General features: G+C 40.0%; 17 protein-coding genes. 13 read left to right on the forward strand and 4 right to left on the reverse strand.

Going from position 1 to position 24984, the window contains the following annotated elements:
• Positions 1-540 precede the first annotated feature (540 nt).
• Complete coding sequence (locus RMY27_RS33130) at positions 541-1590, forward strand: M28 family peptidase (protein ID WP_322669044.1); 1050 nt, start codon at positions 541-543, stop codon at positions 1588-1590.
• A gap of 144 nt (positions 1591-1734) precedes the next feature.
• On the opposite strand, the gene RMY27_RS33135 is transcribed toward RMY27_RS33130, so the two are convergent.
• Positions 1735-2187, reverse strand: coding sequence for a hypothetical protein (locus RMY27_RS33135; protein ID WP_322669045.1), 453 nt, complete (start codon positions 2185-2187; stop codon positions 1735-1737).
• 567 nt (positions 2188-2754) lie between these two features.
• Here RMY27_RS33135 and RMY27_RS33140 point away from each other — a divergent pair.
• The 11 genes from RMY27_RS33140 to RMY27_RS33190 all read left to right on the forward strand — a co-directional run bounded on the left by RMY27_RS33140 (position 2755) and on the right by RMY27_RS33190 (position 17463).
• Entirely contained in the window at positions 2755-4404 is a 1650-nt protein-coding gene (locus tag RMY27_RS33140) for an alpha/beta hydrolase (RefSeq protein ID WP_322669046.1), read from the forward strand.
• A 1002-nt stretch (positions 4405-5406) separates the two neighbouring features.
• The gene (locus RMY27_RS33145; RefSeq protein ID WP_322669047.1) at positions 5407-6147 is read left to right on the forward strand and encodes a DUF6875 domain-containing protein; all 741 of its coding nucleotides are present in this window, start codon (positions 5407-5409) and stop codon (positions 6145-6147) included.
• A gap of 308 nt (positions 6148-6455) precedes the next feature.
• Positions 6456-6920, forward strand: a complete 465-nt coding sequence (locus tag RMY27_RS33150) for a CYTH domain-containing protein (protein ID WP_322669048.1) — start codon at positions 6456-6458, stop codon at positions 6918-6920.
• 412 nt (positions 6921-7332) lie between these two features.
• Complete coding sequence (locus RMY27_RS33155; protein ID WP_322669049.1) at positions 7333-7581, forward strand: helix-turn-helix transcriptional regulator; 249 nt, start codon at positions 7333-7335, stop codon at positions 7579-7581.
• A gap of 274 nt (positions 7582-7855) precedes the next feature.
• The gene (locus tag RMY27_RS33160; RefSeq protein WP_322669050.1) at positions 7856-9037 is read left to right on the forward strand and encodes a hypothetical protein; all 1182 of its coding nucleotides are present in this window, start codon (positions 7856-7858) and stop codon (positions 9035-9037) included.
• Positions 9038-9875: 838 nt separating this feature from the next.
• Positions 9876-10163, forward strand: coding sequence for a hypothetical protein (locus RMY27_RS33165; RefSeq protein WP_322669051.1), 288 nt, complete (start codon positions 9876-9878; stop codon positions 10161-10163).
• Between the two features lie 97 nt (positions 10164-10260).
• Complete coding sequence (locus tag RMY27_RS33170) at positions 10261-10467, forward strand: hypothetical protein (protein WP_322669052.1); 207 nt, start codon at positions 10261-10263, stop codon at positions 10465-10467.
• 319 nt (positions 10468-10786) lie between these two features.
• On the forward strand, positions 10787-11854 hold the full coding sequence (gene namA, locus RMY27_RS33175) for an NADPH dehydrogenase NamA (RefSeq protein WP_322669053.1): 1068 nt from the start codon (positions 10787-10789) through the stop codon (positions 11852-11854).
• Between the two features lie 676 nt (positions 11855-12530).
• Positions 12531-13847, forward strand: a complete 1317-nt coding sequence (locus tag RMY27_RS33180; RefSeq protein ID WP_322669054.1) for an MFS transporter — start codon at positions 12531-12533, stop codon at positions 13845-13847.
• Between the two features lie 801 nt (positions 13848-14648).
• Positions 14649-16460 carry a vanadium-dependent haloperoxidase gene (locus RMY27_RS33185; RefSeq protein ID WP_322669055.1) on the forward strand — a complete coding sequence of 604 codons (1812 nt, stop codon included), beginning with the start codon at positions 14649-14651 and terminating at the stop codon, positions 16458-16460.
• Positions 16461-16662: 202 nt separating this feature from the next.
• Positions 16663-17463, forward strand: a complete 801-nt coding sequence (locus RMY27_RS33190; protein ID WP_322669056.1) for a class I SAM-dependent methyltransferase — start codon at positions 16663-16665, stop codon at positions 17461-17463.
• A gap of 330 nt (positions 17464-17793) precedes the next feature.
• On the opposite strand, the gene RMY27_RS33195 is transcribed toward RMY27_RS33190, so the two are convergent.
• The 3 genes from RMY27_RS33195 to RMY27_RS33205 are packed head-to-tail and all read right to left on the reverse strand — an operon-like array spanning position 17794 to position 19873.
• A complete protein-coding gene (locus tag RMY27_RS33195; protein ID WP_322669057.1) occupies positions 17794-18048 on the reverse strand; it encodes a hypothetical protein in 255 nt (84 codons plus the stop codon).
• Positions 18049-18057: 9 nt separating this feature from the next.
• A complete protein-coding gene (locus tag RMY27_RS33200; protein WP_322669058.1) occupies positions 18058-19389 on the reverse strand; it encodes a hypothetical protein in 1332 nt (443 codons plus the stop codon).
• A gap of 13 nt (positions 19390-19402) precedes the next feature.
• A complete protein-coding gene (locus tag RMY27_RS33205; protein WP_322669059.1) occupies positions 19403-19873 on the reverse strand; it encodes a hypothetical protein in 471 nt (156 codons plus the stop codon).
• A gap of 270 nt (positions 19874-20143) precedes the next feature.
• On the opposite strand from RMY27_RS33205, the gene RMY27_RS33210 reads away from it, so the two are divergent.
• Positions 20144-24625 (forward strand): caspase family protein, encoded by a 4482-nt coding sequence (locus RMY27_RS33210; protein WP_322669060.1) that lies wholly within the window; start codon positions 20144-20146, stop codon positions 24623-24625.
• Positions 24626-24984: the final 359 nt, after the last annotated feature.

The raw sequence follows: 24984 nt of genomic DNA on the forward strand, positions 1-24984 counted from the left end.
TTCAATAAACGACCACCCGAATTCAATAAACGACCACCCGAATTCAATAAACGACCACCCGAATTCAATATATTTATTGCATAAATTCTCAAAACCTCACCTGAAAACTGATTTACTAAGGTTTTAGCTTTAGTTTTACCCCACCCTAACCATCACTGCGATTAAGTAGGTAATGTTTGGGATTTAAGAAGAAATTCGACTTGTGTGTACACGGTAGCCCCGGAAGCGGGGAGGGGTTGGGGGTGGGGTCAATACGGTTCGGATAAGCATTTTTCACTTTCCTTATGATCTGGGGAAAGGCTAAGGGGTAAAGGGGAAAGGATGTATTCAAAACCTTTCCCCTTTCCCCTTTACCCTTTAACCGAACCGTATTGGGGGTGGGGTGTTATAGACTTTTGCAAGAGGTCTAATAATCAGATTTATCGCGTCTTTGTGATCGATCGCTAGAATTTTCATCAAAAAACCTTAACCGAAGCAATCCTGGAAAGTGATGCTTGGGGATTTGCGCTACCCTAAGTCAGGAAGCCAAGGATAAATCAGATGAGAAAATGGATTTGGCTGATGCTGTTAGTGCTGATGACGGTTGCCGTGTTGGGTAGCAGAGGTAGCACGTTTTTTGAACAGCATCCTTCACCGACAATTGTTGAGCGGATTCCGGTGGAAACACTCGATTCACAGCCATCAAGGGAAGTTGATATTACTCCCCAAGTGTCTACTGAGAAGCTGTTAAACCATATCCAAAAGTTGAATTTTCAGCGCTACACCACAAAAGAGCGATCGCTTACTCGCACTTATATTACAACTGAACTGAAAAAATTCGGCTGGAAACCTAAGTTAGAAAAGTTCTCTGACGGTGTGAATATTTTTGCCGAACGTCCAGGAACTAACAAAGCCGCGAAAGCAATTCTTGTAGCAGCGCATTACGATACTGTTGCCTCTTCCCCTGGTGCCGATGATAATGCCAGTGGTGTAGCCGTAGTGCTGGAAGTCGCTCGGTTGCTCGGTTCTCGTTCTACGCCACGAACCTTACAGCTAGCTTTTTTTGACCAAGAGGAAGCAGGACTTTTGGGTAGTCAGGCTTTTGTGAGTAAGACAGCACGCTTGCAAAATTTAGGCGGAGCGATCGTTATGGATATGGTAGGTTACGCTTGTTACACTTCTGGATGTCAGAAATACCCTACCGGATTGCCTGTGACGCCACCTAGTGACAAGGGCGACTTTTTAGTAGTAGTCGGTGATACAGAACATTTGCCTTTCTTAAATGCCTTTCAAAACTCACAAAACATCCCCTCAACCGCCCTGAATAAAGAAGAATCAATGCCAGCAGTTCTAACATTACCAATTCCTTTTAAAGGTTTACTGACACCAGACACCTTACGCAGCGATCATGCACCGTTTTGGTATCAGGGTGTGGGTGCTGTGCTGGTGACAGATACCGCAAATTTACGCACTCCGCACTATCATAAACCTAGCGATGTGCCAGCGACGATCGAGCGATCGTTCTTCACCGGGGCAGCACAAATTGTAGTTAATGCGACTAGTGCTTTATTAGAGAAAAACCAGATTTTGGAAACTCAACCACCAAGCTAACTTATGAATTATCTTGACCAAATAATTACTAATTCGTAATTAAAGAGGGTACAAACCCCCACTAAATATGCATATTTAGTGGTCAACAAGACAGTGGTAGGTTAAAGCCCACACTAATTGTAACTACGAATTACGAATTACGAATTACGAATTATTTTGACTAGCTTTTGGTTCAGGGAAAGTCAACGTCCAATTATTTTTATCATTGACCTGAGAATATAAACCTTGAAGAATGAGCCGCAGAGTTTTTCGAGTTCTAATAGCCTTCTTTACCAGATAAGTTCCTGGTTCAGCAAAGATATCATCAAAGTTTTGTTTATGACCAAATTGTTTTGAACAGTAACTACCAGCACCTTGGACTGTTAACACAAAAAATGGAGCTTGTTTGTATTCATTAGGAATCCTAAATATTCCATATACATGGTGACGACCACGCCACGGTTGAACACTAACCTTAGTAGCATGTACTTGAAATTTTGTAGTTTTTGATGCGATAAAAGCCTCAAAATTGCAATCAGAATCATTCACAGGCCACCACAGGGTAATAATACTCAAAGAAAGCAGAAAAATTAAAATATAGGGTAGTCTGCGACGCATAAAGCCAAGAAAAATTGTTGATGCGGCTGGGGGAATTTGATGAGTAACGATCGTGCAGCTACAGTAGTCAAACTATTCACCTGCATACACTTCTGCAAAACGTTTTAAAGAGCAAAGACAAAACATTAAGCAGTCGGTTAAATTTTGCTGTCAAAAAAAATTGCAGATTGTAGATGCGTAGTTTACTGCCGCAGGCATTGCTTTTCCTGTTCTAGTAGCTGCGTTACAGTATTAAACCTAGCTGAGAAACAATCGAGCTTTTGTGGCTGTTAACACTGATTTATGCTCAAATTTTTAGCTGTGATGAATTCTACAATTCGTTTGTTATGCTTGTAATATGGCTGTGTTTGCATCAGCAGATGCTTTGAGGAGATTAAAGCATAGGCGTACCCGCACTTCTCTACGAGACCCTGTGCCAACGGCTGCGCTCAGTACAAGTCAGTGACCATCGTAGACATCGCCATCAAGTTAAGAAAAAATTTACTTTTATTTCTAATCAATTATTAGGGTAGTCAAATACACAAATATCCGTTATATTCCCGTAAGTAACAGTTGGTATAAAAGTTTATGGGAAAAATTTGGAGAAGTCTTAAGACAGTTGCGGGTTTATTTAGCGCCATCGCACTTACACAGTTCGGGGCAAATACTTCGGCCATTGCTGCTGACACAGTTGTTATGCGTTTCGGTTTATTTACAGAATCCATTTCTCTTACTGAGTTGCAACAGGCTGTAAAAACAGGAAAATTGCCTGGGAGTTTACAGTCTTTATCTGAAGAACAACGCCGCTTCTTCTTGGGGGCGCTGGGCATGAATATACCGATGAATGTTGTCACACTTGATAGGTTAATTAATACCCAGATTGGTACAACTATTCTCAATGACTTTGCTACAGCTTTAGCCCGAAAGGACAACGCTGGGGTACAAGCACTCAGAGCAGGATTGGTATTAGGTTCTACTGCACCGCAAGGTCTTTCTATACTGAGTTTTATTGCTGCTTATCCCAGTAAACGCTTAGAAATTGATTTGCCAAAGGCTTTCGTTGTTGCAGGGAATTTAAATACCGCTTTTTGGCGTACCCAGCAATTCATGTTAGCGATCGCTCCCCAACTCGACCCCATAACAGCACATCCGAGAACACCGCAGATTGCTTTCCCTTTTGATCCCAGCCAACCAGGAAGCGCCCAAGTAAAAATACTCAATTTAAGTCTGAACGATCAAAAGCGCGACCGCAAAATTCCAGTTGATATTTACTGGTCAACTGCTGCAACTCCCGACAAACCCGTAATTGTCTTTTCTCACGGTTTCGCGTCAGTCCGCACGGACTTGCGTTACTTAGCAGAACATTTAGCATCCCACGGTTATGTAGTAGCAGCTTTAGAACATCCCGGTAGTAATGCGGCAAATATTGATTTAGCATTACAAGGCAAAACCAGAGTCATGAAGCCTCAAGAGTTTTTAAATCGCCCTCAAGATATTAGTTTTGTCCTCGACGAATTAGCAAAACTCAACCAAACAGCTAATCATCCCCTGCAAGGGAAACTTGCAGCTACAAACGCGATGGTTGTTGGCTATTCTTTTGGTGGTGGTACAGCTTTAGCGCTTGCTGGAGCCGAGTTACAACTAGAACGTCTCAAACAACGCTGTAAAAAGAACCTGACTATCTTGAGTTTGGGAGAAAATATGCAGTGCATCGCTCAAGAACTACCAGAAAATAGCTATCAATTACGAGATCCCAGAATCAAACAAGCGATCGCTCTCAATCCGACAACTTCTCTAATTTTTGGCGAAACTGGGTTAACTAAGATACAAGTTCCTACCATAGTGTTAGCAGGTTCCGCCGATAAAACTACCCCAGCTTTAACTGAACAGATTGTAGGATTTGACAAAATTCCATCCCCAAAATCGCTAGCTGGTATAATCGGGGGTACTCATCTCAGTGTAAAAGACCCCAGCACCACATTAGATCAGATCGGACAACCAAATACACCTATTAGTGGCGGTGAAGTTGTCGGCGAACAAGCAGCAGATGTTCGCAGGTACGTTAAAGCTATAGCCTTGGCCTTTGCTTTCCAGATGACTCCAGAAGCTAAAAACTATGCTATCTTCCTGACACCAGATTATGCTCAGTTTGCTTCAACTGCCGCCTTTCCATTTCGTCTAATTACGCAGATTCCTCCTGATGCTATGGCAGTGGTGAAAGAATTTGTTGAGAAATAAAAGACTTCCAATTAAACAAATATAGGGCTTACGTATCATACATATTAACTATACTATTTTGGGCTTTTTAGCTATGTCTAACACCCAGAACAGTAAATATGCGACAAAATCGCGATTGCAATCAGCACCTGAAATATAATTTCACTGAATGCATATTATGGTTAATTGGTATAGTACCGTAAGTCCTAAAATATTTAATTTTGTGAGTAGCTTACTTAAGAATAATATGGGGAACGGTAGAAGTCGCCGCTTATTCTAACTATCCCAACATTTTTATTTTTAGACAAAATAAAGCCTAAAATACTGATATTCGCTACAAATACCTGAAGTTGAGATCGACCAATCGAGAATATAGTACTTTTCATCTAAGTGGATTAACTACCCCACCCACCCTATCAAGCATCCTCCCCAATCTATTTTGGAGAGTGTACTTTATTAATTTGTAATCCACTGTAAGTAATATAAAGCTTATAAAATTAGCTCTATACTAATTCTGTGTAAACTTTTTACTTACTACAAGTATATTACCTTGATAGTAGCCCTAAAGTTGCTGTTAAATCTACACCAAATTTTCACAGTAAAAATAACTATTTACACATAAAATTTATAATGTGTTCATAAAAATAACAGAAGCTTAAGAGTATAAAAAACTAGGAGCAGATGCCGAATAATGATGATACATACGTATACTATAGAAATCGTAAATTGTTTTTGAAAAAATCTGTCAAGCAATTGTAGGGTGTGTTAACAAAGTGTAGCACGCCCTACACGTGTTTCAATATTCAAAGATTAGTCCTGTAGATAAGATATTACAAACTAATTTCCAAATCAAATGAAAACAATTTATTTAATACGAAATATATTTGTGTATGTATTGAAGTAAATTACTTTAAGTTTAAAAAATAAAATGATAAAAAATTGTTGTCTTCTGCAAACCACAGATTAAGCAAAAATAAACAACAAAGGGCTTGTTTTATTTACTGAAATAATTAGTTTTACAAGGTGAAACTAATTTGGAATTCAAAATTAGACAATTATTCTATTTCACTCAAGCTTATGCAACTTTATACAACTCGTGAAATCGAACAACTCCAGCAACATGAAGACCTTTCTGCCTTAATTGAAATTATGGAGTGGGTGAAAACCTTTTTAGGAAGGTCTCATCCTGACTTAGGTAGACCCGGTGCAGTTTGCCCCTTTGTACCTTACTCTCTCAAATCAAATAGTATTCGTCTAGCAGTTATTCACACAAAAGATTTGTATCCAGAACAATTAGAAGAGATTGTTGGACGCTATCGAGATATATTTCTGCAAATAGATGCTAAAGAGCAGGAATTAGCAATTAATAAAGCTTTTTTACTTATTTTTCCTGACATCCATATAGAAGATGCTTCTAAAGTGATAGATAGTGTCCAACAAAAACTTAAACCTTTGTTTGTTGAGTCAGGACTGATGATAGGAGAATTTCATAAACGTAATGAAAGTCCTGGCCTGCACAACCCAAAATTTCGTCCACTTCGTAGCCCCATCCCCTTATTAGCTATCCGGTTTATGGTTGAAGCTGACCTCCCGTTTCTTCAGAATCCAGTCGATCCACACTTACGTATTCGGTATTTAGAAGCTTATTTAAAGAATTTTGAGCATAAATTTACAGATGAAACAAAGTTTAAAAATGCTCATCAAGCATTGGCTTTAGCAAAAAAACAAATTAAACAAGCAAATTTGGTAAGTTCTTATATATAACAAATGTTTAAATTGAGTGCTAGTGATTGAACATGGCTATGGAGGATTAACAGTCTTTTCAATTCACTTCACCTTGAAATAAAGGGGATACCAATTGTGAATTTACTGCTAGTTTGAATTGTTTAGTGCAGATAGCATCAAACCTCATCAAGATGTAAATTATCCTACTATAGTAGAAGCGATCGCTATCAATATCAATACTTCAACAACTTCACTCTTATTTGTAAGAATTGCACACATTTTTGTAAAGAAATTTAGGATTGCTATATTATTTGTGATATAAAAAAGCAAATAATTTGGTAAATAAAATGGCGAAAGAAATAGAGCGTAAATATTTAGTGACAGGAGATAGCTGGAGAGGATTAGCTGAAGGTAGTGTATATCGTCAAGGATACATTGCTACAGAAGATAAAGCAACTATACGTGTACGTATAGTAGGGGAAAAAAGTTATTTGACTATTAAAGGCCCCAATATTAAATATTCGAGATTAGAGTTTGAATACCCTATTCCTGTTAAAGATGCTCAAGAAATACTTGAGACATTATGTCAACGTCCCTTTATAGAAAAAACCAGATATAAAATAGAGTCGGGTGGTTTGATTTGGGAAATAGATGAGTTTGATGGTGTTAATAAAGGACTGATATTAGCAGAAGTTGAACTCAGTGATGAAAATCAGCAATTTGAATTACCAACCTGGATTGGACAAGAAGTTTCTCATGACTCCAGATACTTCAACAGCAATTTAGTAAAATACCCATTTTCACAATGGTAATAGCTGAAATATTGGAAACATTCCAATTTTACGAAAATACCTAACTACAGCTTGCTCAGTTCAAAACCTTGCCTACTAAAGCTTGTATCTTACCAAGCAATGATTTTAGGACTTGTGTATACATAAATCTGAGTTTAATACCTAAAATCTCAAAAGATTTACGCAGCTTTTTATTTATTAGATATTCATTTTAAATACTTCTTGACAACAGGATGCTTATTTCGTTATGTAATTGATTCCTTAAAAGTCTCATTAGGAAATACCGTATCTACGGAGGTGTAATCACTTAGTTATAAAATCAAGAAAGTATAAAAATTCTAGTATATTTTCGCCTATCAATTCAGCATTAGCCCCAATAGGATGTAGCGGAACACATATCACTCGCCAGATTAACAGGTGCGTTCTGAGCTAAATGACCATTAAGAAACCTTTGCTAATCAAGCAACCGGAAGTTGGAAAGCTCATCCGTGAACTTCGTGGCATAACTGGTCTTACCCAAGAACAGTTTACAGCATCTTTAGGTATAACTTATTCGACGGTAAACCGTTGGGAGAAAGGACATGCCAAGCCTTCATCTCTAGCTATGCAAAAGATTGAGGGGATGTTAAAGGAGATGGGTGAGCTGGGACAGAAAGTCTCGGTGAAGTATTTGTCGAATTAGAAAGCAGGCAGAGAGGCAAATTAATTGAAGTTACTTTCCCCCAATTAACAGGTTATCGCTACGACATAACCACAAACAACTCAATTCTAATTTTACCGATGTTTGCAGATATGCATATTTTGCGGATTACTCAACCTTTGAGTTTGAGTTTACCGTAGCCAATATTTTCTGCATTTTTGAAGACGAGTTTAGGTTAAAAACGCTCAAAAATCCCCAAAATTCTTTTCTTAATTGAGCGCCAATATTTTTCAGTACACTTTATCTGAACTGTACAATGTTTGATTATTCTACCCCCGCTTTAGCTACATATCTTAATATCTCTTCGCCAAGAGCAGCTTGCACTAACGGCAGCAAAGTTGCGGTCATCAATACTGAAGGTGTATGGGAAGTAGAAGCTAATGGGACGAAAAAACTAATCCCAAACTCTAATTACGATGCTCGTGACATCGTAGCAGTTGACGGCAAAACTTATGTCTTAGCTGTTCCAACAGGACTAGTAAAAATAAAAAGTGACGGAACTAGGCAAAAAATAGTTAGCAATACAGCTAATTCAAAGACACGGGTAAAATTTTTGCAAAATTGGATTATTTACCAGTCTGCGAATACTCTATCAATTTATGACAAAAACCTCAACTTTAAAGCCAAACAGAGTTATGGCGTAACTGAGGTAATGGATTTTGAGTATAAAAACGGCTATCTCTACACTAGTGGCTACCAGCAACAAAAAAGGTTAGGTATTCCTGTCCAGATAGCTTTTCTTTACCGGATGGTTTTCGACGGAGCGAAAATATTTGCTTTGGCAAATTTAGCAGGAAATAACCAAGGCAAGCTTTGGGGCTACAATTCTGCCGATCTTGCCCACGACATGGCAGACACAAGACTTAACCGATTACATATTTTTGAAGATAAGCTTTATATCCTCGGCTCGGTTTATGGGGGTAACTCAATCTACAGGTGGAATGGCAAAGACTTATTAACAAAGACTTTGATTACTACAGATACTTACACCAATGCTGCACAGACTCGTGACGAAACAAAGGTATATATAGGAACTGTTAATCTGACTAATTTTACTGTCGAGCGTGGACAGTTAAGTGTTCCAAGAAGGCCTACAACTGCGGGGATGGGAGACGGCGGTAGCAATTTCCCTAAAACTATTTACTCAGATGGCAGTAAAATTTTTGTCGGTTCCTCTGCTGCTTATGCGATCGCCAATAGAGATAATCAAACCTTCATGGGTAAACCTATCTCGCCTTACCGTGGAGATGCGTCTCTTTTAGTTGTCTCCAAAAACCTAATGACTCGCCACGCTTGGGTAACACCAGGAAATGGTGAAGTACTGCTATTTACTGATAAGTTTGCAGTGATCAAAACAGATAATAAAATAAATGACTTGGCCACAAATGTAGGGACTGCCCAAAAATTACCAACAAATACTTATTTCGTTAAGTTTTAATTGAGCAACGAGATTGTAGCTCATCTCGTTACTCAATTCTTTTGTGCAGAAACTATCAGCAAGATTAATTATTAGTTTTGTTCGCGTATAGTTTACGCGAACACTTTTTTGTCCAAAGTCTAATACGTAGTTTACATAACTATAATATGCATAAGTAGGTTGGCACAATTAAACCGAACTATACAAAGTTTTGTATGGGTAAAGGGAAAAGGTTAAAGGGTAAAGGTTTTTCCCTTTTACCCTTAACCTTTACCCTTCTTAATTTAGTTGTGTTTTTTAGCACCTACTTACTTAGCAGGCTTGTTAAGCTAAAAGTTTTGCCCTGTCTCATCTAACTCCTATTAGACGCAGAACTTATTATTTTAGCTATTGAGGACAAGTATAGTTCTTGTCCTTTACTTTTTTGAAAAAGTTTTCACAACAGATCGCATTTTATTAAAGAGTAATATCAATAAATTTTAATAGCCTCTTGTTTTTTAGGGCAATCTATGCAAATCTCATAAATATGATAATACGGTAAACCGATCAACATAATGGAGTTTAGCATAAAATTAGGTGGTTTAGCCAATAAACTGGTCAAGGGGTAAAAGTGGTACTCGTAGATAAAGGCTACTGCGGTACGAGTGGAACAACAGTACCTTCTGGTACTGATTCTAATCGGCGCGCTACAACAAGCTCATAATTTATGCGCTTGATGCGTAATCTCCCCAGCTTGGCACAGGGATTTAGCCCGCATTTCTCACAAGCTTGAGGTCAGAGGTGCAGACAAACAGAGGGGCATAGGGGAGAGAACTTGTACAAGAACTCTCCTTTGCTCTCCTGCACAAGGTTTTAAGAGATGTGGTCAGAAATCCGGTTTAGGGTGAGGATATTTGATTTATGCAAGAAGTCTATTCTGCAAGCTGCTAGTAAGGCAATTTTGTTAATTCCTGACCCTGATTTACATTTAATTCTGAGTATAAAAATTAGTGATGATGCTCATGCGATCGCCTTTTTTCAACGGATTATTGCCCTCACAGGACGCAATCCCATCGACAATATCCGTAATAAAAAGTTACTTAACGATGCACAAGTTGGAGATTTTCTTAACAAGCAGTATTCAGGGCGAATAGTACCTGTATTTTAAAAATAGCGAAAGAATCAAGAATGACAATTTTGTTACTTTTTCTTTCCTAAATGAGGAGTTATTAAACTTAAAATTGAACATTCGTGGAAGTGAAATTATGTTTTCTGGAAAAATTGAAAAAGAATTATTTGGTGAAGAAATTTGGTCAATTTGGCAAACAACTAAATTACCAGATCATCTACAGTTATTAGTGGATCAAGAACTGGGAAAACGCGATATCTGGGAATTGCAGTCTCAAAAGCCTGACAATCAATCTATTTATCCAAATCTCTATGATGACTTTAGTCATTCAACAAATATGTAACAAAAGAGGCAGTTCTTGCGTAGGGCAGGATAGCGTAGCGGTAGCGAGTCCGCGAGCGTCGGCTGGAGGAATACTACCCTACTCAAGAACTACTGTGATATCTACGGCGATAAATTAGGTGCTGAGAGTAAGGGTTTAAGTCTCCCAGCAAAGTTTGAATTTGCTGGGAGATTATAAAGTGGTGGATCTAAATTCCCCACTGATTACATTCTAAATTTTGACTTCTCTATTTAATTAATGCAAAATAATGCAAAATCGAATTCATGCTGCAAATCCCTTCCCAATTTCTTTTATCTAGCAAGAGAAGGAATCAATATTAATGGCACATCTGTTTGAACCATTCAAAATTCGTGAAGTTGTTTTTCGCAACCGCATCGCCGTTTCACCAATGTGTCAATATTCCAGTACAAATGGATATGCTAATGATTGGCACGTTATTCATCTAGCTTCTCGCGCAGTTGGCGGTGCAGGTATAGTGTTCACAGAAGCAGCAGCTGTGGAGCCGCGTGGGCGCATTAGCCCGCAAGATTTGGGAATTTGGTCAGATTCACATATCGAAACTTTAGCCAAGACTGTGGCATTGATCCATAACTTTGGTGCTGTTGCAGGTATTCAACTTGCTCATGCAGGTAGAAAAGCCAGCACTGCCAAACCGAGTAAGGGAGGGAAAGCACTAGATGAATCTCAGGAAGGTTGGCGTCCCTTAGTTTCGAGTAGTGCGATCGCTTTTAGCAAAGATAGCCCAGTTCCAGAAGCCCTCAGTCTTGAGGGAATTCAAGAAATTATTGACGCCTTTGCTCAAGCTGCCAAACGTTCTCTAGAAGCTGGTTTCAAGGTAGTGGAAATCCATGCTGCTCACGGTTATCTACTGCACCAATTTCTCTCGCCCCTTTCTAACCACCGTCAAGATGATTATGGTGGCAGCTTTGAAAACCGGACTCGTCTGCTCAGAGAAGTAATTCAAGCAGTCCGAGAGGTTTGGCCTCAAACACATCCACTTTGGGTACGCATCTCCGCCACTGATTGGGTAGACAATGGCTGGGACATTGAGCAAAGTATTGTTTTAAGCGACAAACTCAAGTCTTTAGGAGTTGATCTCATCGACAATTCATCAGGCGGTATCATACCGGGTGTTCATATCCCAATTAAACCTGGTTATCAGACTCAGTTTGCTGAACGCATCCGCCGCGAAGCTAATATTCATACGGGAGCCGTGGGTTTAATTACATCCCCTGAACAAGCTGACGAGATTATTCGTACAGAAGTCGCTGATATAGTGCTTTTAGGACGTGAACTACTCCGCAATCCTTACTGGCCACATCTGGCAGCTAAACAACTGGGACACGATAAACTCTGGCCTATTCAATACGATCGCGCTTGGCTGTGATGTCAACTGGGTTTAATTGAGCATCAACCACCTCAAACCCTTGCTGTTTAGCGGTAGGGGTTGTGGCTATTCGACCAAACATGGTATGATATGCATTCTGTTCATACTGCTGCTATTTTTTTGCTTTAATATTAAGCATACAAAGTTTCTGTTTTGCTAACATTAAGCTTTACTAATACTATTTCAAGGCTGATGATATGCAAGTCTACTAAAACTTCATCAAAAAAATTAGTAGAGACGTTGAAATGCAATGTCTCTAGCAATGTTTTCATTCGTGCAAATTATCTTAATTCAAGGGTAATAGCTTAAAGGAAAAAGTACTATAGACATCTTGCAAAAGTAACTTTTGCAAGATGTTGGGGAAAGGTTAAAGGTTAAAGGGTAAGGGAAAATTTCATACCTTTACCGTTTACCCCTTAGCCTTTTCCCACTAAAAAATAATCGAATCCAGATTCTAAGAATTAGATTGAATCAAGCTTTGAGTTTTTATTTTTTAATAGAAAGTAAAACTTATAGACAAAAACTGAGAGCCAAAGCCCGATAAACCTTTGGGTTATTGCATTCTCTAAAAGTGAAAAAAGAGGGTTAAAGGATCTCTTGTGCGTAAGTCCTAACAACGAACGAAGGATAAAAACCTTAAACAGGGTTGCAATAATTTTAAAATAGGCAAAAACTAATGATCCCAAGTAATAGAGTAAAAGCTCAAAAACACAAGCCAAAGTTTTTTGTTGAACTTCCACCTGCACTTAAATCTGTAAATTTTTCTTGTTTCGTTATTGGACAAAGCTTATCTTTTTTTGGGTCTTGGATGACTCAAATTGCTTTGGTATGGCTAGTTTATCAACTAACTAATTCGGCTGTATTGGTTGGGGTGGCTGGATTTACAAATCAAGCTATGGGCTTAATTATTACACCCTTGGTAGGAGTATTGTTAGATCGCTGGAACTTACGATATGTTCTATTAAGTACTCAGCTAGTATCTATTCTACTATCCTCTATCTTAACCTTTTTAACTCTTAGCAATAATATCAATGTCGGATGGATTATTGCCATAGGCACGATTCAGGGAATTGTAAAAGCTTTCGATTTACCAGCACGCCAGGTCATTATTCCCAGACTTTTGGATAAAAAATCAGATACTTATAGTGCAATGGCTTCGCATTCATTCTTGATTAATACAGCGAAGTTTGTTAGCCCAATGATTGGGGGTTTACTGATTGCCAGGTCTGGTGCAGCTTCCTGTTTTTTAGTAGATAGTATCAGCTATTTACCATTTGTATCTGCAATCTTAACTATCAAAGTCAACCCAGTTATCAATAATTCCTTGGCTCAAAAACCCCAAATGTGGAAAAATCTTAAAGAAGGGTTTGTTTATGCATACGAATTTTTACCGATTAAATATTTATTGATATTACAAGTTACTATTTGTTTTATGGGAATGACTCATGTCAATCTAGTACCGATTTTTACTCAAGAAGTCCTAAAGGGTAACGCTGAAACTATGGGTTTTTTGATGACAGCATCGGCTTTTGGTTCCATAGTTTCAGGTATTTATCTCATTTCTAGAAAAAATGTTATGGGACTGGGAAAAATTATAGCAATCTCTGCTGCACTTTTAGGTTTAGGTTTAATAGTCTTTTCTCGCTCAACAAATTTAGAGATTTGTCTACTACTCATGTTTATCATCGGCATGAATAATACTCTAACCTTGGCTTCAATCAGTAACTTTATGCAATCAATTCTTCTTGATGAAGATAAAAGAGGTAGAGTAACTAGTATATTTACAACTGGTTTTTTAGGAATATTGCCTTTTGGTAATTTATTTTTTGGAGCATTGGCAGGTTACTTTGGTGTTGATAATTCTTTATTATTTGGCGGTACTTGTTGTATTTTAGGAGCATATTTCTTTAGTAGACAACTGCCCAAAATAAGAAAAATAGTGCATCCAATCTATGCAGAGTTGGGCTTAATTACCCAATCCAATAAAGGCTAAATCAGTTTTTAGGGGATGTTGTCTGGAAGCGATGTCTACGGAGGGCTACGCCTAGTTCTCTCAACTCAACCTTCCAACAACAACCGCCTTTGATACTCGATCAAAACCCATCGCGTCGCCTTTTATCCACAGTCTCAAGCAGAGAATACGACCCTGTGGGCCTGTTTCTCTGGGCTTTCACACTCTTACTAAGTTTATTGTAAAAACCTCTTGATTTTTATCACCGATTGTGAGAAAGTCTGATTTAATATCTATAAAATACGGCAAATCGATAGAGTTGCAGGATTATAGAGCTTGATTGGAAGCAAGCGGTGGTTTTAGCTGTGCTTTAATCCCGGCAACATCCGATCAGACTGATTACAACTACAAAACTATAACAGCCATGCAATGAAGGCATAATATCGGCATTCAGTGCTGGTATGACTGTCAGGAGAATATATCAAGTTTGGGTAATTACTTCTAATAAAATCTATCAATGTAGGTTGAGTTAAACGGCAGCAAAACCCAACATGAGCAAGGATCAAATGTTGGGTTCCCCTGTGATAAGTTCCTTATCTACGAGGTCCTGTTCGCATTTGCTTCTACGTTCTTCAACCCAACTTACAGATATTTTATTAAGTGTTTAACCAAACTTGATATCACTCCTATGCAAGTTACCTTCCAGTAAAGTAACCCCAGATATCATCCCAAATCTCGTTAGATTACCCTGTTTCTCTAGGCTAGTTGTTCTAGTTTTCAGATTCTCATGTATTCACTTATGACTAAATTTTTGGATTATTTTTTTCCAGTGGAGAACATCTCATGCAATTAGATCCAAATTCTGATCAAGGTTCCAAGGAAGATACTCTGGCTAATAGCGAAATAGATAAACTCAAACAACCCCGTGTAGCTAGCAAACGTTTCTTTGGTAGTCATGCCAGCAGACGCTCATTTCTCGGTCGCGCTGGTTTGTTTAGTGCCGCTAGCGTTGTTGCAGGAGTTTTAGGTTCACCTTTCTCCTCAAAGAACGGAGGAGATGTTGTACAAGCCCAAGCCGTTAACAGGCGGTATAATAATCGGCCCTTCAACTACAGCAAATTTGTTGATAAAGCCTATCGAGTACGTCTTCAAGCAGCGGCACTTGAACGAAATATTCCGATTCCGGCCCATCCAAACAACGGCGACGAGGAGCGTTATCCCAACAAAATTGGCTCTGATAGTAGAGGACTACCGCATAACGAACAAGGCGAAGTCAAGCTGGAAGCTTACAACTCTTTGACCAGAGCGCTGACAACACAAAACCCGAATGATTATGAAAATATCATTTTGGGTGGCACTAGAAAGCTGGTCAATCCTCAAGGGGCCCTAGCAATTAGCCTAGAAGGGATCAATGCAGCGCAAATAGCTGTACCGTCACCACCATCTCTAGCTAGTACAGAACGCGCTGCTGAAGCAGTTGAACTCTACTGGCAAGCTTTACTTCGAGATGTACCTCTTTCTAAGCTGCAAAATAATACTGATAACCCAAAAGTCTTGGCAGCCGTCGAAGACCTCAACAAGCTTTCGGCGTTTCGAGGACCAAAACAAAATGAGCGTGTCACCCCTCAAACTTTATTTCGTGGTAGTGTCAACTACGTCGGTTCCGGTTCAAGTACAAGATATGTTACTCCGCCAGGGGTGCTAGATGGGCCCTATCTCTCACAATTTTTGTTGCTAACTATTCCTTGGGGAACTCAGTCTGTTTCGCCATTGATTCGTACTGCTCTTCCTGGTAATGACTTTCTACTCAATTTCCAGGAATGGTTGACTGTTCAGAATGGAGGTAGTTCCGGGAAATCTATTAAATACGACCCCAAAAACCGTTACATAGCCACAGTTCGGGATTTAGGTGAGTATGCCCATATTGGCGGCCCTACATACGTGGGAGCCTCGTTGATTCTTGGTAGCATCGGTACTCCTTTGAATCCAGGCAATCCCTACGTCAACTCGAGAACTCAAAGTGGTTCAGCTGCAACCTTTGCAGTGGGGCATTTACAAGCCTTGCTTAACTTGGGTAGCTCGCGTGCGATTAGAGCCTCATACTGGCAGAAGTTTTATGTACACCGCATTCTGCGCCCAGAAGCTTATGGGGGGCTAGTCTACAACAATATTGTCAATAAAACTGAGTATCCGATTAATTCTGAGATATTCAATTCTCAGGCTTTGGCTCAGACCTTTAGCACCTTCGGCACCTATCTATTGCCCCAAGCATATCCAGAAGGAGCGCCAATCCATTCCTCCTATACAGGTGGTGCAGCTGCTACTGCTGGCGTCAATGTCACACTGTTGAAAGCATTCTTTGATGAAAACTTTGTTATTCCTTCACCAGTAGTGCCTGATCCCAATGACCCTACTAAAGTAATTTCTTACAGTGGTTCACCACTAACAGTGGGTGGAGAGTTGAATAAACTGGCAACTAATTATGCTATTGGTCGCGGTCACGGTGGTATCCATTGGCGTTCGGATGGTTCCGCTGCTTTGGCTTTAGGAGAAGAGGTTGCTATTAGTCTGCTCAGGGATGAGAGACTGGGTTATAACGAAATATTCAATGGCTTCACCTTCACTAAATTTGACGGTACAAGAGTCACCGTTTAAACCGATTGTCGGTGTTATGGGAGTGCTGAGTAAAGGTATTTTACTCAGCAATACCTTCACAAAAAAATAGGATGAAGAGATAGAGTCGATGAGAAAAGTTAGTTTGGAAACTAATTTTATTGATATCAATACTTACATTCCTACCACAATATAAAGCTAAGAAATTAAATGCAAAGGTATAGTTCGACTAAACCGTATATATATGAAAAAATCAAATTACTATGACTATATTGCACAAATCTATGACCAAACACGCTGGCTAACAGAACCAGTTGCAGAGGAAGTCGCCGATTTTATTCTTAAACTTACTTGTGCCACGCCTGAAACCTCTTTTTTAGAACCAGGTGTTGGCACAGGTTTAAATGTTATTCCTCTTGTTAAACGAGGTTATTTTGTGACAGGAATTGATGCTTCTCAAGAAATGCTTGATCAATTCCGTCAAAAATTAAATGTCACTCCTTCTAATCTGAAACTGATTCATGGTGATGCTTCACAATTAGATTTTCTAGACAACAGCTTTGATGTTGTATTGACTGTCCACATGATCCATACTGTCTCTAATTGGAGAGTATTTTTAGACAATGTTGCTCGAGTGTTGAAATCTGGAGGCTTTTATCTCAATTGTCAGTGGATTACCCCACCAGCCAGACGAGAATTTGAAGGATTTTTTCGAGATATATTATCTAAGTATGAAGGAGCAAAGCAAAAATCGCCAAGTATTAATACAGCAATAGAAAAGATAGATATAGAAGGATATTTACAGCGAAAAGGTTACGTATCAAATTATTTTGTTGCAAAGGAATGGATAGTTAGCAATACGGTTGAAGAGCTATTAAGTTTTTTCAAAGCACGAGCATATGGTTTATGTTGGCGAGTATCAGATGAGATATTTAATCAAGTAATAAATGAATTTGAAGAATTTTGTATCAATCATTATGGTTCTTTAAAAACTAATCTCTACTCTGAAGCTAAGTTTGAAATATGGGTTTACAAAGCAATTTAAAACCTTACATGAATTATGTATATTTCAAGACGCAGCGTTCAGCAAAAGTACTGCCATTTCCGGCTCAGATGTCTATAGGGCGGGTTTTACGGCACAACAATCAAGTCCAGATTTTGTCAGTATGTGGGCAGGACAGGGGGCAGGATAGGAGAGCTGATCCAAAAAATGATACAAGAATTTCTTGCCGTGACTGCTTCCTTACAAGTCAAATAATTCTCACAAAATGCAGAGTGAACTCAATACTTTTCGGATAAATCCAACAATCTCTCTTTTGGTCTGGGTAAAGGTTAAAGGGTAAGGGGTAAAGGTAAATATCAAACCCTTTCCCCCTTAACCGAAAAGTATTGAGAGTGAACTTACAAATGATTGGTGTACTGACTGCGACTGCGATCGCAAATTAGTAATCAGAGAATGAGGCGATCGGCAATAATCTGCTGCTACCTCTGTATAATTCACCACCCAGCGGAATAAATTCGACAAGTTTCGCGCTAGCGTCTCCAAAGGAGAAGGCTTAAGCTTCTCTTCTCTACGAGAGGCTGCGCCAACGAAAGGCTTATCCTGTCGGAGACGCTTCGCGAACGCCAACGCGAACGCTTATCGCAATCTTTTTCTCAGCCACCAAACCATAAAACCAACAATTATTCCAACTATCAGACTGGCACTAAAAGGGTATTCGCAAAAATAAGGAATTGTAGGAAAGATATCTTTCCTACTGTCTTTACTACAAAAATCTTTGGCAGGTGATTGTAGTAGAGATACGGTTGCTATTCCAGCACCAGCGACAGCTACAAGCTCTTGGAAGTTACGCTCTCGTTCAGATTTTTCGACTTCTATGCGACTGCGAGTAGCGTTAATTGTATCTTCTAGAAGTTGCAAGCCAAGCTGCATATTTTCGATATCTTTGGTAATTTGTGGTAAATATTTTTTGTTGGCTAGTTCGCTAAATTTTTCTAAAAAATCTAACTGGTTATTTTGACCTGCTTTTTCTTTAATCAAAGCCAAGCGAAGTTGATAATTAGATAAGTTAATTTCAATAATTTGTTTTTGAAAAGAGAGGTTGAGTAAGTCGATTGTGTATTGCTGGAGAATGCGATCAATATTATTTAAAACTTGGCGATAAGTGGTAATTTTTTGGTTTTCCTGCCAATAGTTACTTTGGTTAGTAATTTTTCTATTTTCTTCTATTTTTTTATAATGATTGAGCAGAGAATCTTTGACTAAGCGACTTTGGCAATAAGCCCACGAAATCTTGCTGCGATAACAAAATAACCCCATCCAATCTTTATAAAATTCCGCAGCTTTTTCTGCACTCTCTCGATTATTATAAATAGCAATAATCACATGATCTTCATTACTACTTAGAGGAGTCTTTACGTTTTTTAGGCTCTGATTTATATTTCCTGATCGCCCTACTTCAAAAACTTTCCCATCTAAAAAAGTACCTTTGTCTGGTTGCCAAGAAGTATCTTTAAATAAAGCATAATAGCAATCTTTGGCAATATCCTCATGGGTGTGAGATGAGTTTTCTGGTAGCCAACCAGAAAGAAACCAGGTTTTTCCAATTATTGCCAGTTCTTTATTTAGTTTTTGTTCAATTTCAGTTTTTAAGATTGCAAAAGACTTGGCTGGTTGAGTTTCGATTTGATTATTAATAGAACAATCAATTTGCAACCCATAAGTGTCATTTAATCTAACAGGATAATAGTATCCTTCTAAAGTTTTATTGTGGGGAATAAAGTTAATTTGAGGAGGATGGGTAATCTCTAAATACTCGGTTTCAATGTCAGGATCGTAAAATTTAGTATTAGAGGGTAATTGTTCTAAAAAAGCTGCTTGGTTTTTTTGTATTTCTGCATCAGTTGTGTTTAAAGAAGTTTTTAAAACATATAAAAACAAATCGAGTGTCGGATAGATTAAATCGCTCATCACAAGGGCAAAACTAATTTGATTGATTGGATTGAGATAAAAATTGTTTCCATTTTTCTAAAAATTTGACTTGTTTCACTGTTTCTTCTGGTTGAGGAGAACTGCCAACAATGACTACAACGTTATTCAGTTGGCTTTCGTAACCTTTAGCTTCATATTTTGGTTTAAAGCCTCTAGTTATTGGATAATTTTCAAGAGTATTGAACCTACTAATTTCTGCTTCAGTCGGGAGTAAATCATGAGGAATTTCTTCTAAATTATCTAATTGAGATTTATAGAATTGATAAGACTGATTTAACTCAGGATTAGGGGTAATTATTTCTAATAAACGTCCTTTAATATAGTCTTGCCAAGCTTTGGGTTGGGTGTCTAACTGTTTGGCAACTTCTTTTAAATTCTGTTTTTCTTGTTCTCCAAGGGCGGTTTTTAAGTCTTGAAACGCCAAGAGAAAAGCGATGATAGTATTGTCAGCCTTTGTATTCATAGGTTTTTATACCAAACTCATTACGACTAGTATAAACGTAATTTCAGTGAGATAATTACACCATGTATTTCATGTTCAGTTTTAATTTTCTATCTCTAAAAAGAATAATTTATTAAATAAAATGTTTTTTATTATACCTTTTACTATGTAAATCGATCTAGTTTATTTCACGAGATTTTAGTGATTTTTCATACAACCTAAACGAATGCTGTGGACAGATTTTGCCTACAGTTTAACCAAAAAGTTATCAGAGTCAGTCAGGTAAGAAAAATGGCATCGGAATGGGCGGCTATTGTTATTGGAATTAATTATTACCCAGAGTACACCACCCTAAAGCCGCTAACAGCAGCAGCAGAGGATGCAGAGAAAATTGCCCAACAATTAGAACAATACGGTTATAGACCTTTTCGCGCTCAGTTTTTACCTAGAACTTTAAACCCGAAGGGAGAAAGTAAAATTGACCGCCAAGGCGCGGTAAAGATGCAAGAATTGAGAGAAGCGATCGCTAATCTTTTCAATCCTCCCGATCCTAACCCCACGCCAGAAACAGCGTTATTCTTTTTTTCAGGACATGGGTGGTGCAAAACTGTAGCAGGCAAAGAAGAAGTATTTTTAGCTACTAGTGATGTTTTACCTGAAGCAGAATTCTATGGTATACCTTTAAGTTGGTTGGGTGAGCAGTTGCAAAGAAGTCAGGCTAAACGAGTTGTTGTTTGGCTAGATTGCTGCTATAGCGGTGAATTATTAAAATTTATTCCTACAGATAAAGACTACTGTTTCATTACTGCAACCCGTTCCTACGAAACTGGAGTTGAAATTCCCCACACGCAAGGGTTGTTGACGCAGGCGTTACTTGTAGGATTGAACCCGGAAAATGACGCAGATGGGATTATCAATAGCCACAAATTGGCAGATTTCATTATTAGCCAAATGCCGAATACAGTCCAGCGTCCGTTAATTGCCAATTCTGCACGGGCAATTTTGCTGACAACTAAGTTTTCGCAAAAAAGCTTTCAGGATAAGTGTCCTTATCGTTCGCTGTCGTATTTTACCGAGACAAAGGAAGATGCTGAGGTTTTTTATGGGCGGAGTGCGCTAACTCAGCAGTTGATTAAACAAGTAAGAGATAAGCATCGCCTCATTGCTGTGTTAGGTGCTTCCGGTAGTGGGAAATCATCTTTGTTACGGGCTGGGTTACTTTACCAACTGAAGCTAGGACAAGAGATTCCAGGGAGCGATCGCTGGACTTATATTACACCGTTTACGCCGAAAGAATCTCTTGTTAACAGTTTACTGGAGGCTTTTGCACTTTCCTTGCCTAATCTTTTGCTTACCCCGCTTAATCCCACATTGCAAAGTTCCGGTGTACAGACAAGTGAAATTACCCCCCTTAATCCCTCCTTAAAAAGGGGGGAAACCGGAAAATCTAACTCCCTTAATCCCTCCTTAAAAAGGGGGGAAACTGGAAAATCTAACTCCCTCCCCTTTACAAGCGATGCCCTGAGCTTGTCGAAGGGGGGAGGGTTGGGGAGGGGTAATTTTACCCATGTCATCGGCGAGGAGTTAAAAGCATTAAACACACCAGTCATCTTGATTATCGACCAGTTTGAAGAATGCTTTACTATGTGCGATGACAGCCAGCGCCAAGAATTCTTTGACTGTTTGCGGGAATTAATTGACTGTACAGATAACCTTTATATTTTCATTGGAATGCGATCGGATTTTCGGGGGAGATGGCGAGAATATCCCAAATTTGCGGGCAGAATCAATAAACCTTACATCAACGTCGAACACTTAAGCCGTGAGGAAATTGCAGAAGCGATTACTAAACCGGCTGATTGGGTAGGATTAGGCATAGAGGGAAGGTTAAAACAGCAACTAATTAATGATGTTGAGGATTATCCCGGAAGTTTACCCTTGCTGCAATATACGTTGACAGAATTGTGGCGTGAGTCGAGAAATCAAGGCGATGAGGTTCTCAGCCTGAAAACTTATGAGGATTTAGGCGGGGTGGAAGGAACGCTACAAAAACGCGCTGATGCAGTTTATGAAAGTCTTTCAGCAACAGAAAAAACTGTGGCGCGGCGGATTTTTCTAGAGTTGACGCAAATGGGAGAAACCACAGATGTACGGCGACGCGTGCGTTTACGCGAGTTGGTTAATTCCCATCATTCCTTAGAACTTTTGCAACAGGTAAGTGAGAAGTTAGCCGATAAAGATGCACGATTAATTACAAAGAGGGATGAGCCGGATTCTCAGGATGTGATTTTAGATGTTGTCCACGAGGCCCTTATCCGCCACTGGCAAATGTTGCGGGAGTGGAAAGAGGAATATAAGTTGGGAATAGCCATTGAGCGACAGATTGAAGCGGAAGCCCAAGAATGGGAGAGGAATGAGAAAAAGCCAGGGTTTCTTAGAAAAGATGACAGGTTAGCAGTAGCAGAAGCATATTTAACGAGATTTGGCGATTGGCAAATGCTGAATGGGTTAGGCGAGGAATACATTCAGGAGAGTCAAGAACGCCAAACTCACCTTGAGCGAGAAGAGAAAGAACGCCAACAAGAAAAACTGGCAGCAGCACGGCGGCAAAATCGAGTTGTCACCATGTTTAGTATGGGGTTAGCTGGAGTAACTATCTTATCTGTTTATCAATGGTGGAACGCCCAAAAAAATGCTAAGGTAGCTCAACAACAAGGTGTGATAGCTCTGGCGCAAAGTTCAGAAACTTCCCTGGTGTCTAACAGGCAACTTGAGGCTGTGGTTGCAGCTATACAGTCAGGTAGACAACTTTTAGGTAGACCAATTAAAAATGCTAATTTAGAACAAACAGCTAACCAGCAAGCTGTAGTGGCAATCCAGCGAGCAATTTACAACACTCAAGAGCTAAACCGTTTGGAAGGGCATAGCAATGTGGTCTGGGGCGTAGCATTTAGCCCCGATGGCAAGACCATCGCTTCTGCAAGTTCTGACAAGAGCGTCAAACTCTGGGATGCGGCTACAGGAAAAGAAATCTTCACCCTTAACAGGCATAGCGATGCGGTCTGGGGCGTAGCATTTAGCCCCGATGGCAAGACCATCGCTTCTGCAAGTTCTGACAAGAGCGTCAAACTCTGGGATGCGGCTACAGGAAAAGAAATCTTCACCCTTAACAGGCATAGCGATGCGGTCTGGGGCGTAGCATTTAGCCCCGATGGCAAGACCATCGCTTCTGCAAGTTCTGACAAGAGCGTCAAACTCTGGGATGCGGCTACAGGTAAAGAAATCTTCACCCTTAACGGGCATAGCGATGCAGTCCATAGCATAGCATTTAGCCCCGATGGCAAGACCATTGTTTCTGCTAGTGTTGACAAGAGCGCCAAACTCTGGAATGCGGCTACAGGTAAAGAAATCTTCACCCTTAACGGGCATAGCTCTGCGGTCTTGGGCGTAACATTTAGCCCTGATGGCAAGACCATCGCTTCTGCTAGTGTTGACAAGAGCGTCAAACTCTGGAATACAGCTATAGGAAAAGAAATCACCACCCTCAACGGGCATAGCGATGCGGTCAGGGGCGTAGCATTTAGCCCCGATGGCAAAACCATCGCTTCTGCTAGTGTTGACAAGAGCGTCAAATTCTGGAATGCGGCTACAGAAAAAGAAATCTCCACCCTCAATGGGCATAGCGACGCGGTCTTGGGCATAGCATTTAGCCCCGATGGCAAGACCATTGTTTCTGCTAGTGTTGACAAGAGCGTCAAACTCTGGAATGCAGCTATAGGAAAAGAAATCTCCACCCTCAACGGGCATAGCGATACGGTAAATAGCGTAGCATTTAGCCCCGATAGCAAGACCATCGCTTCTGCAAGTTATGACAATAGTGTCAAACTCTGGAATGCGGCTACGGGTAAAGAAATCTCCACCGTCAACGGGCATAGCGATGCGGTCAGGGGCGTAACATTTAGTCCCGATGGCAAGACCATCGCTTCTGCTAGTGTTGACAAGAGCGTCAAGCTCTGGAATGCGGCTACAGGTAAAGAAATCTCCACCCTCAACGGGCATAGTGATGCGGTCTATAGCGTAGCATTTAGCCCCGATGGCAAGACCATTGTTTCTGCTAGTGTTGACAAGAGCGTCAAACTTTGGGATACGGCTACAGGAAAAGAAATCTCCACCCTCAACGGGCATAGTGATACGGTCTATAGCGTAGCATTTAGCCCCGATGGCAAGACCATCGCTTCTGCAAGTTCTGACAAGAGCGTCAAGCTTTGGAATGCGGCTACAGGTAAAAAAATTTCTACCCTCAACGGGCATAGTGATACCGTCAGGGGCGTAGCATTTAGCCCCGATAGCAAGACCATCGCTTCTGCAAGTTCTGACAAGAGCGTCAAACTCTGGAATGCGGCTACAGGTAAAGAAATCTTCACTCTCAACGGGCATGGTGATGCGCTCAGGGGCGTAGCATTTAGCCCCGATGGCAAGACTATTGCTTCTGCTAGTCTTGACAAGAGCGTCAAACTCTGGAATTCAGCTACAGGTAAAGAAATCTCCACCCTTAACGGGCATAGCGATGCGGTCAGGAGCGTGGCATTTAGCCCCGATGGCAAGACTATCGCTTCTGCAAGTCATGACAAGAGCGTCAAACTCTGGGCGTACCTAAATAACCTAAATGATTTAATAGTCTACAGTTGCGCTAGATTACATGTTTATTTACAATCAAATCCCAATGTGACCGATCGCACTCTCTGCGATGGCATTGGTACTAAGAGCAATTAAAATGTTCCCTTCGACTCCGCTCAGGGAACGTTTTGTTTAGGGAAATCAATTACTGCTACTGCGATCGCACTTTCGGGATTTTGGGGCGATCGCTTACAAAAGTCAAACAATGCACTGATGAAAACAGGCGATCGCTTCACTGGTATTTGCTGACCTAAAGTTGACTCCTATTCAAGTTTTACAAGGATGCTGAAAATTTAGCAGGAGAGTGTTCCCTTCGACTTCGCTCAGGGAACACTTCGCTCAGGGAACACTTTGCTCAGGGAACACTTTGCTCAGGGAACACTTTGCTCAGGGAACACTCTGCTCAGGGAACACTCTGCTCAGGGAACACTCTGCTCAGGGAACACTCTGCTCAG

The sequence above is a fragment of the Nostoc sp. DedQUE09 genome (assembly GCF_034530915.1).
GTDB lineage: Bacteria > Cyanobacteriota > Cyanobacteriia > Cyanobacteriales > Nostocaceae > Nostoc.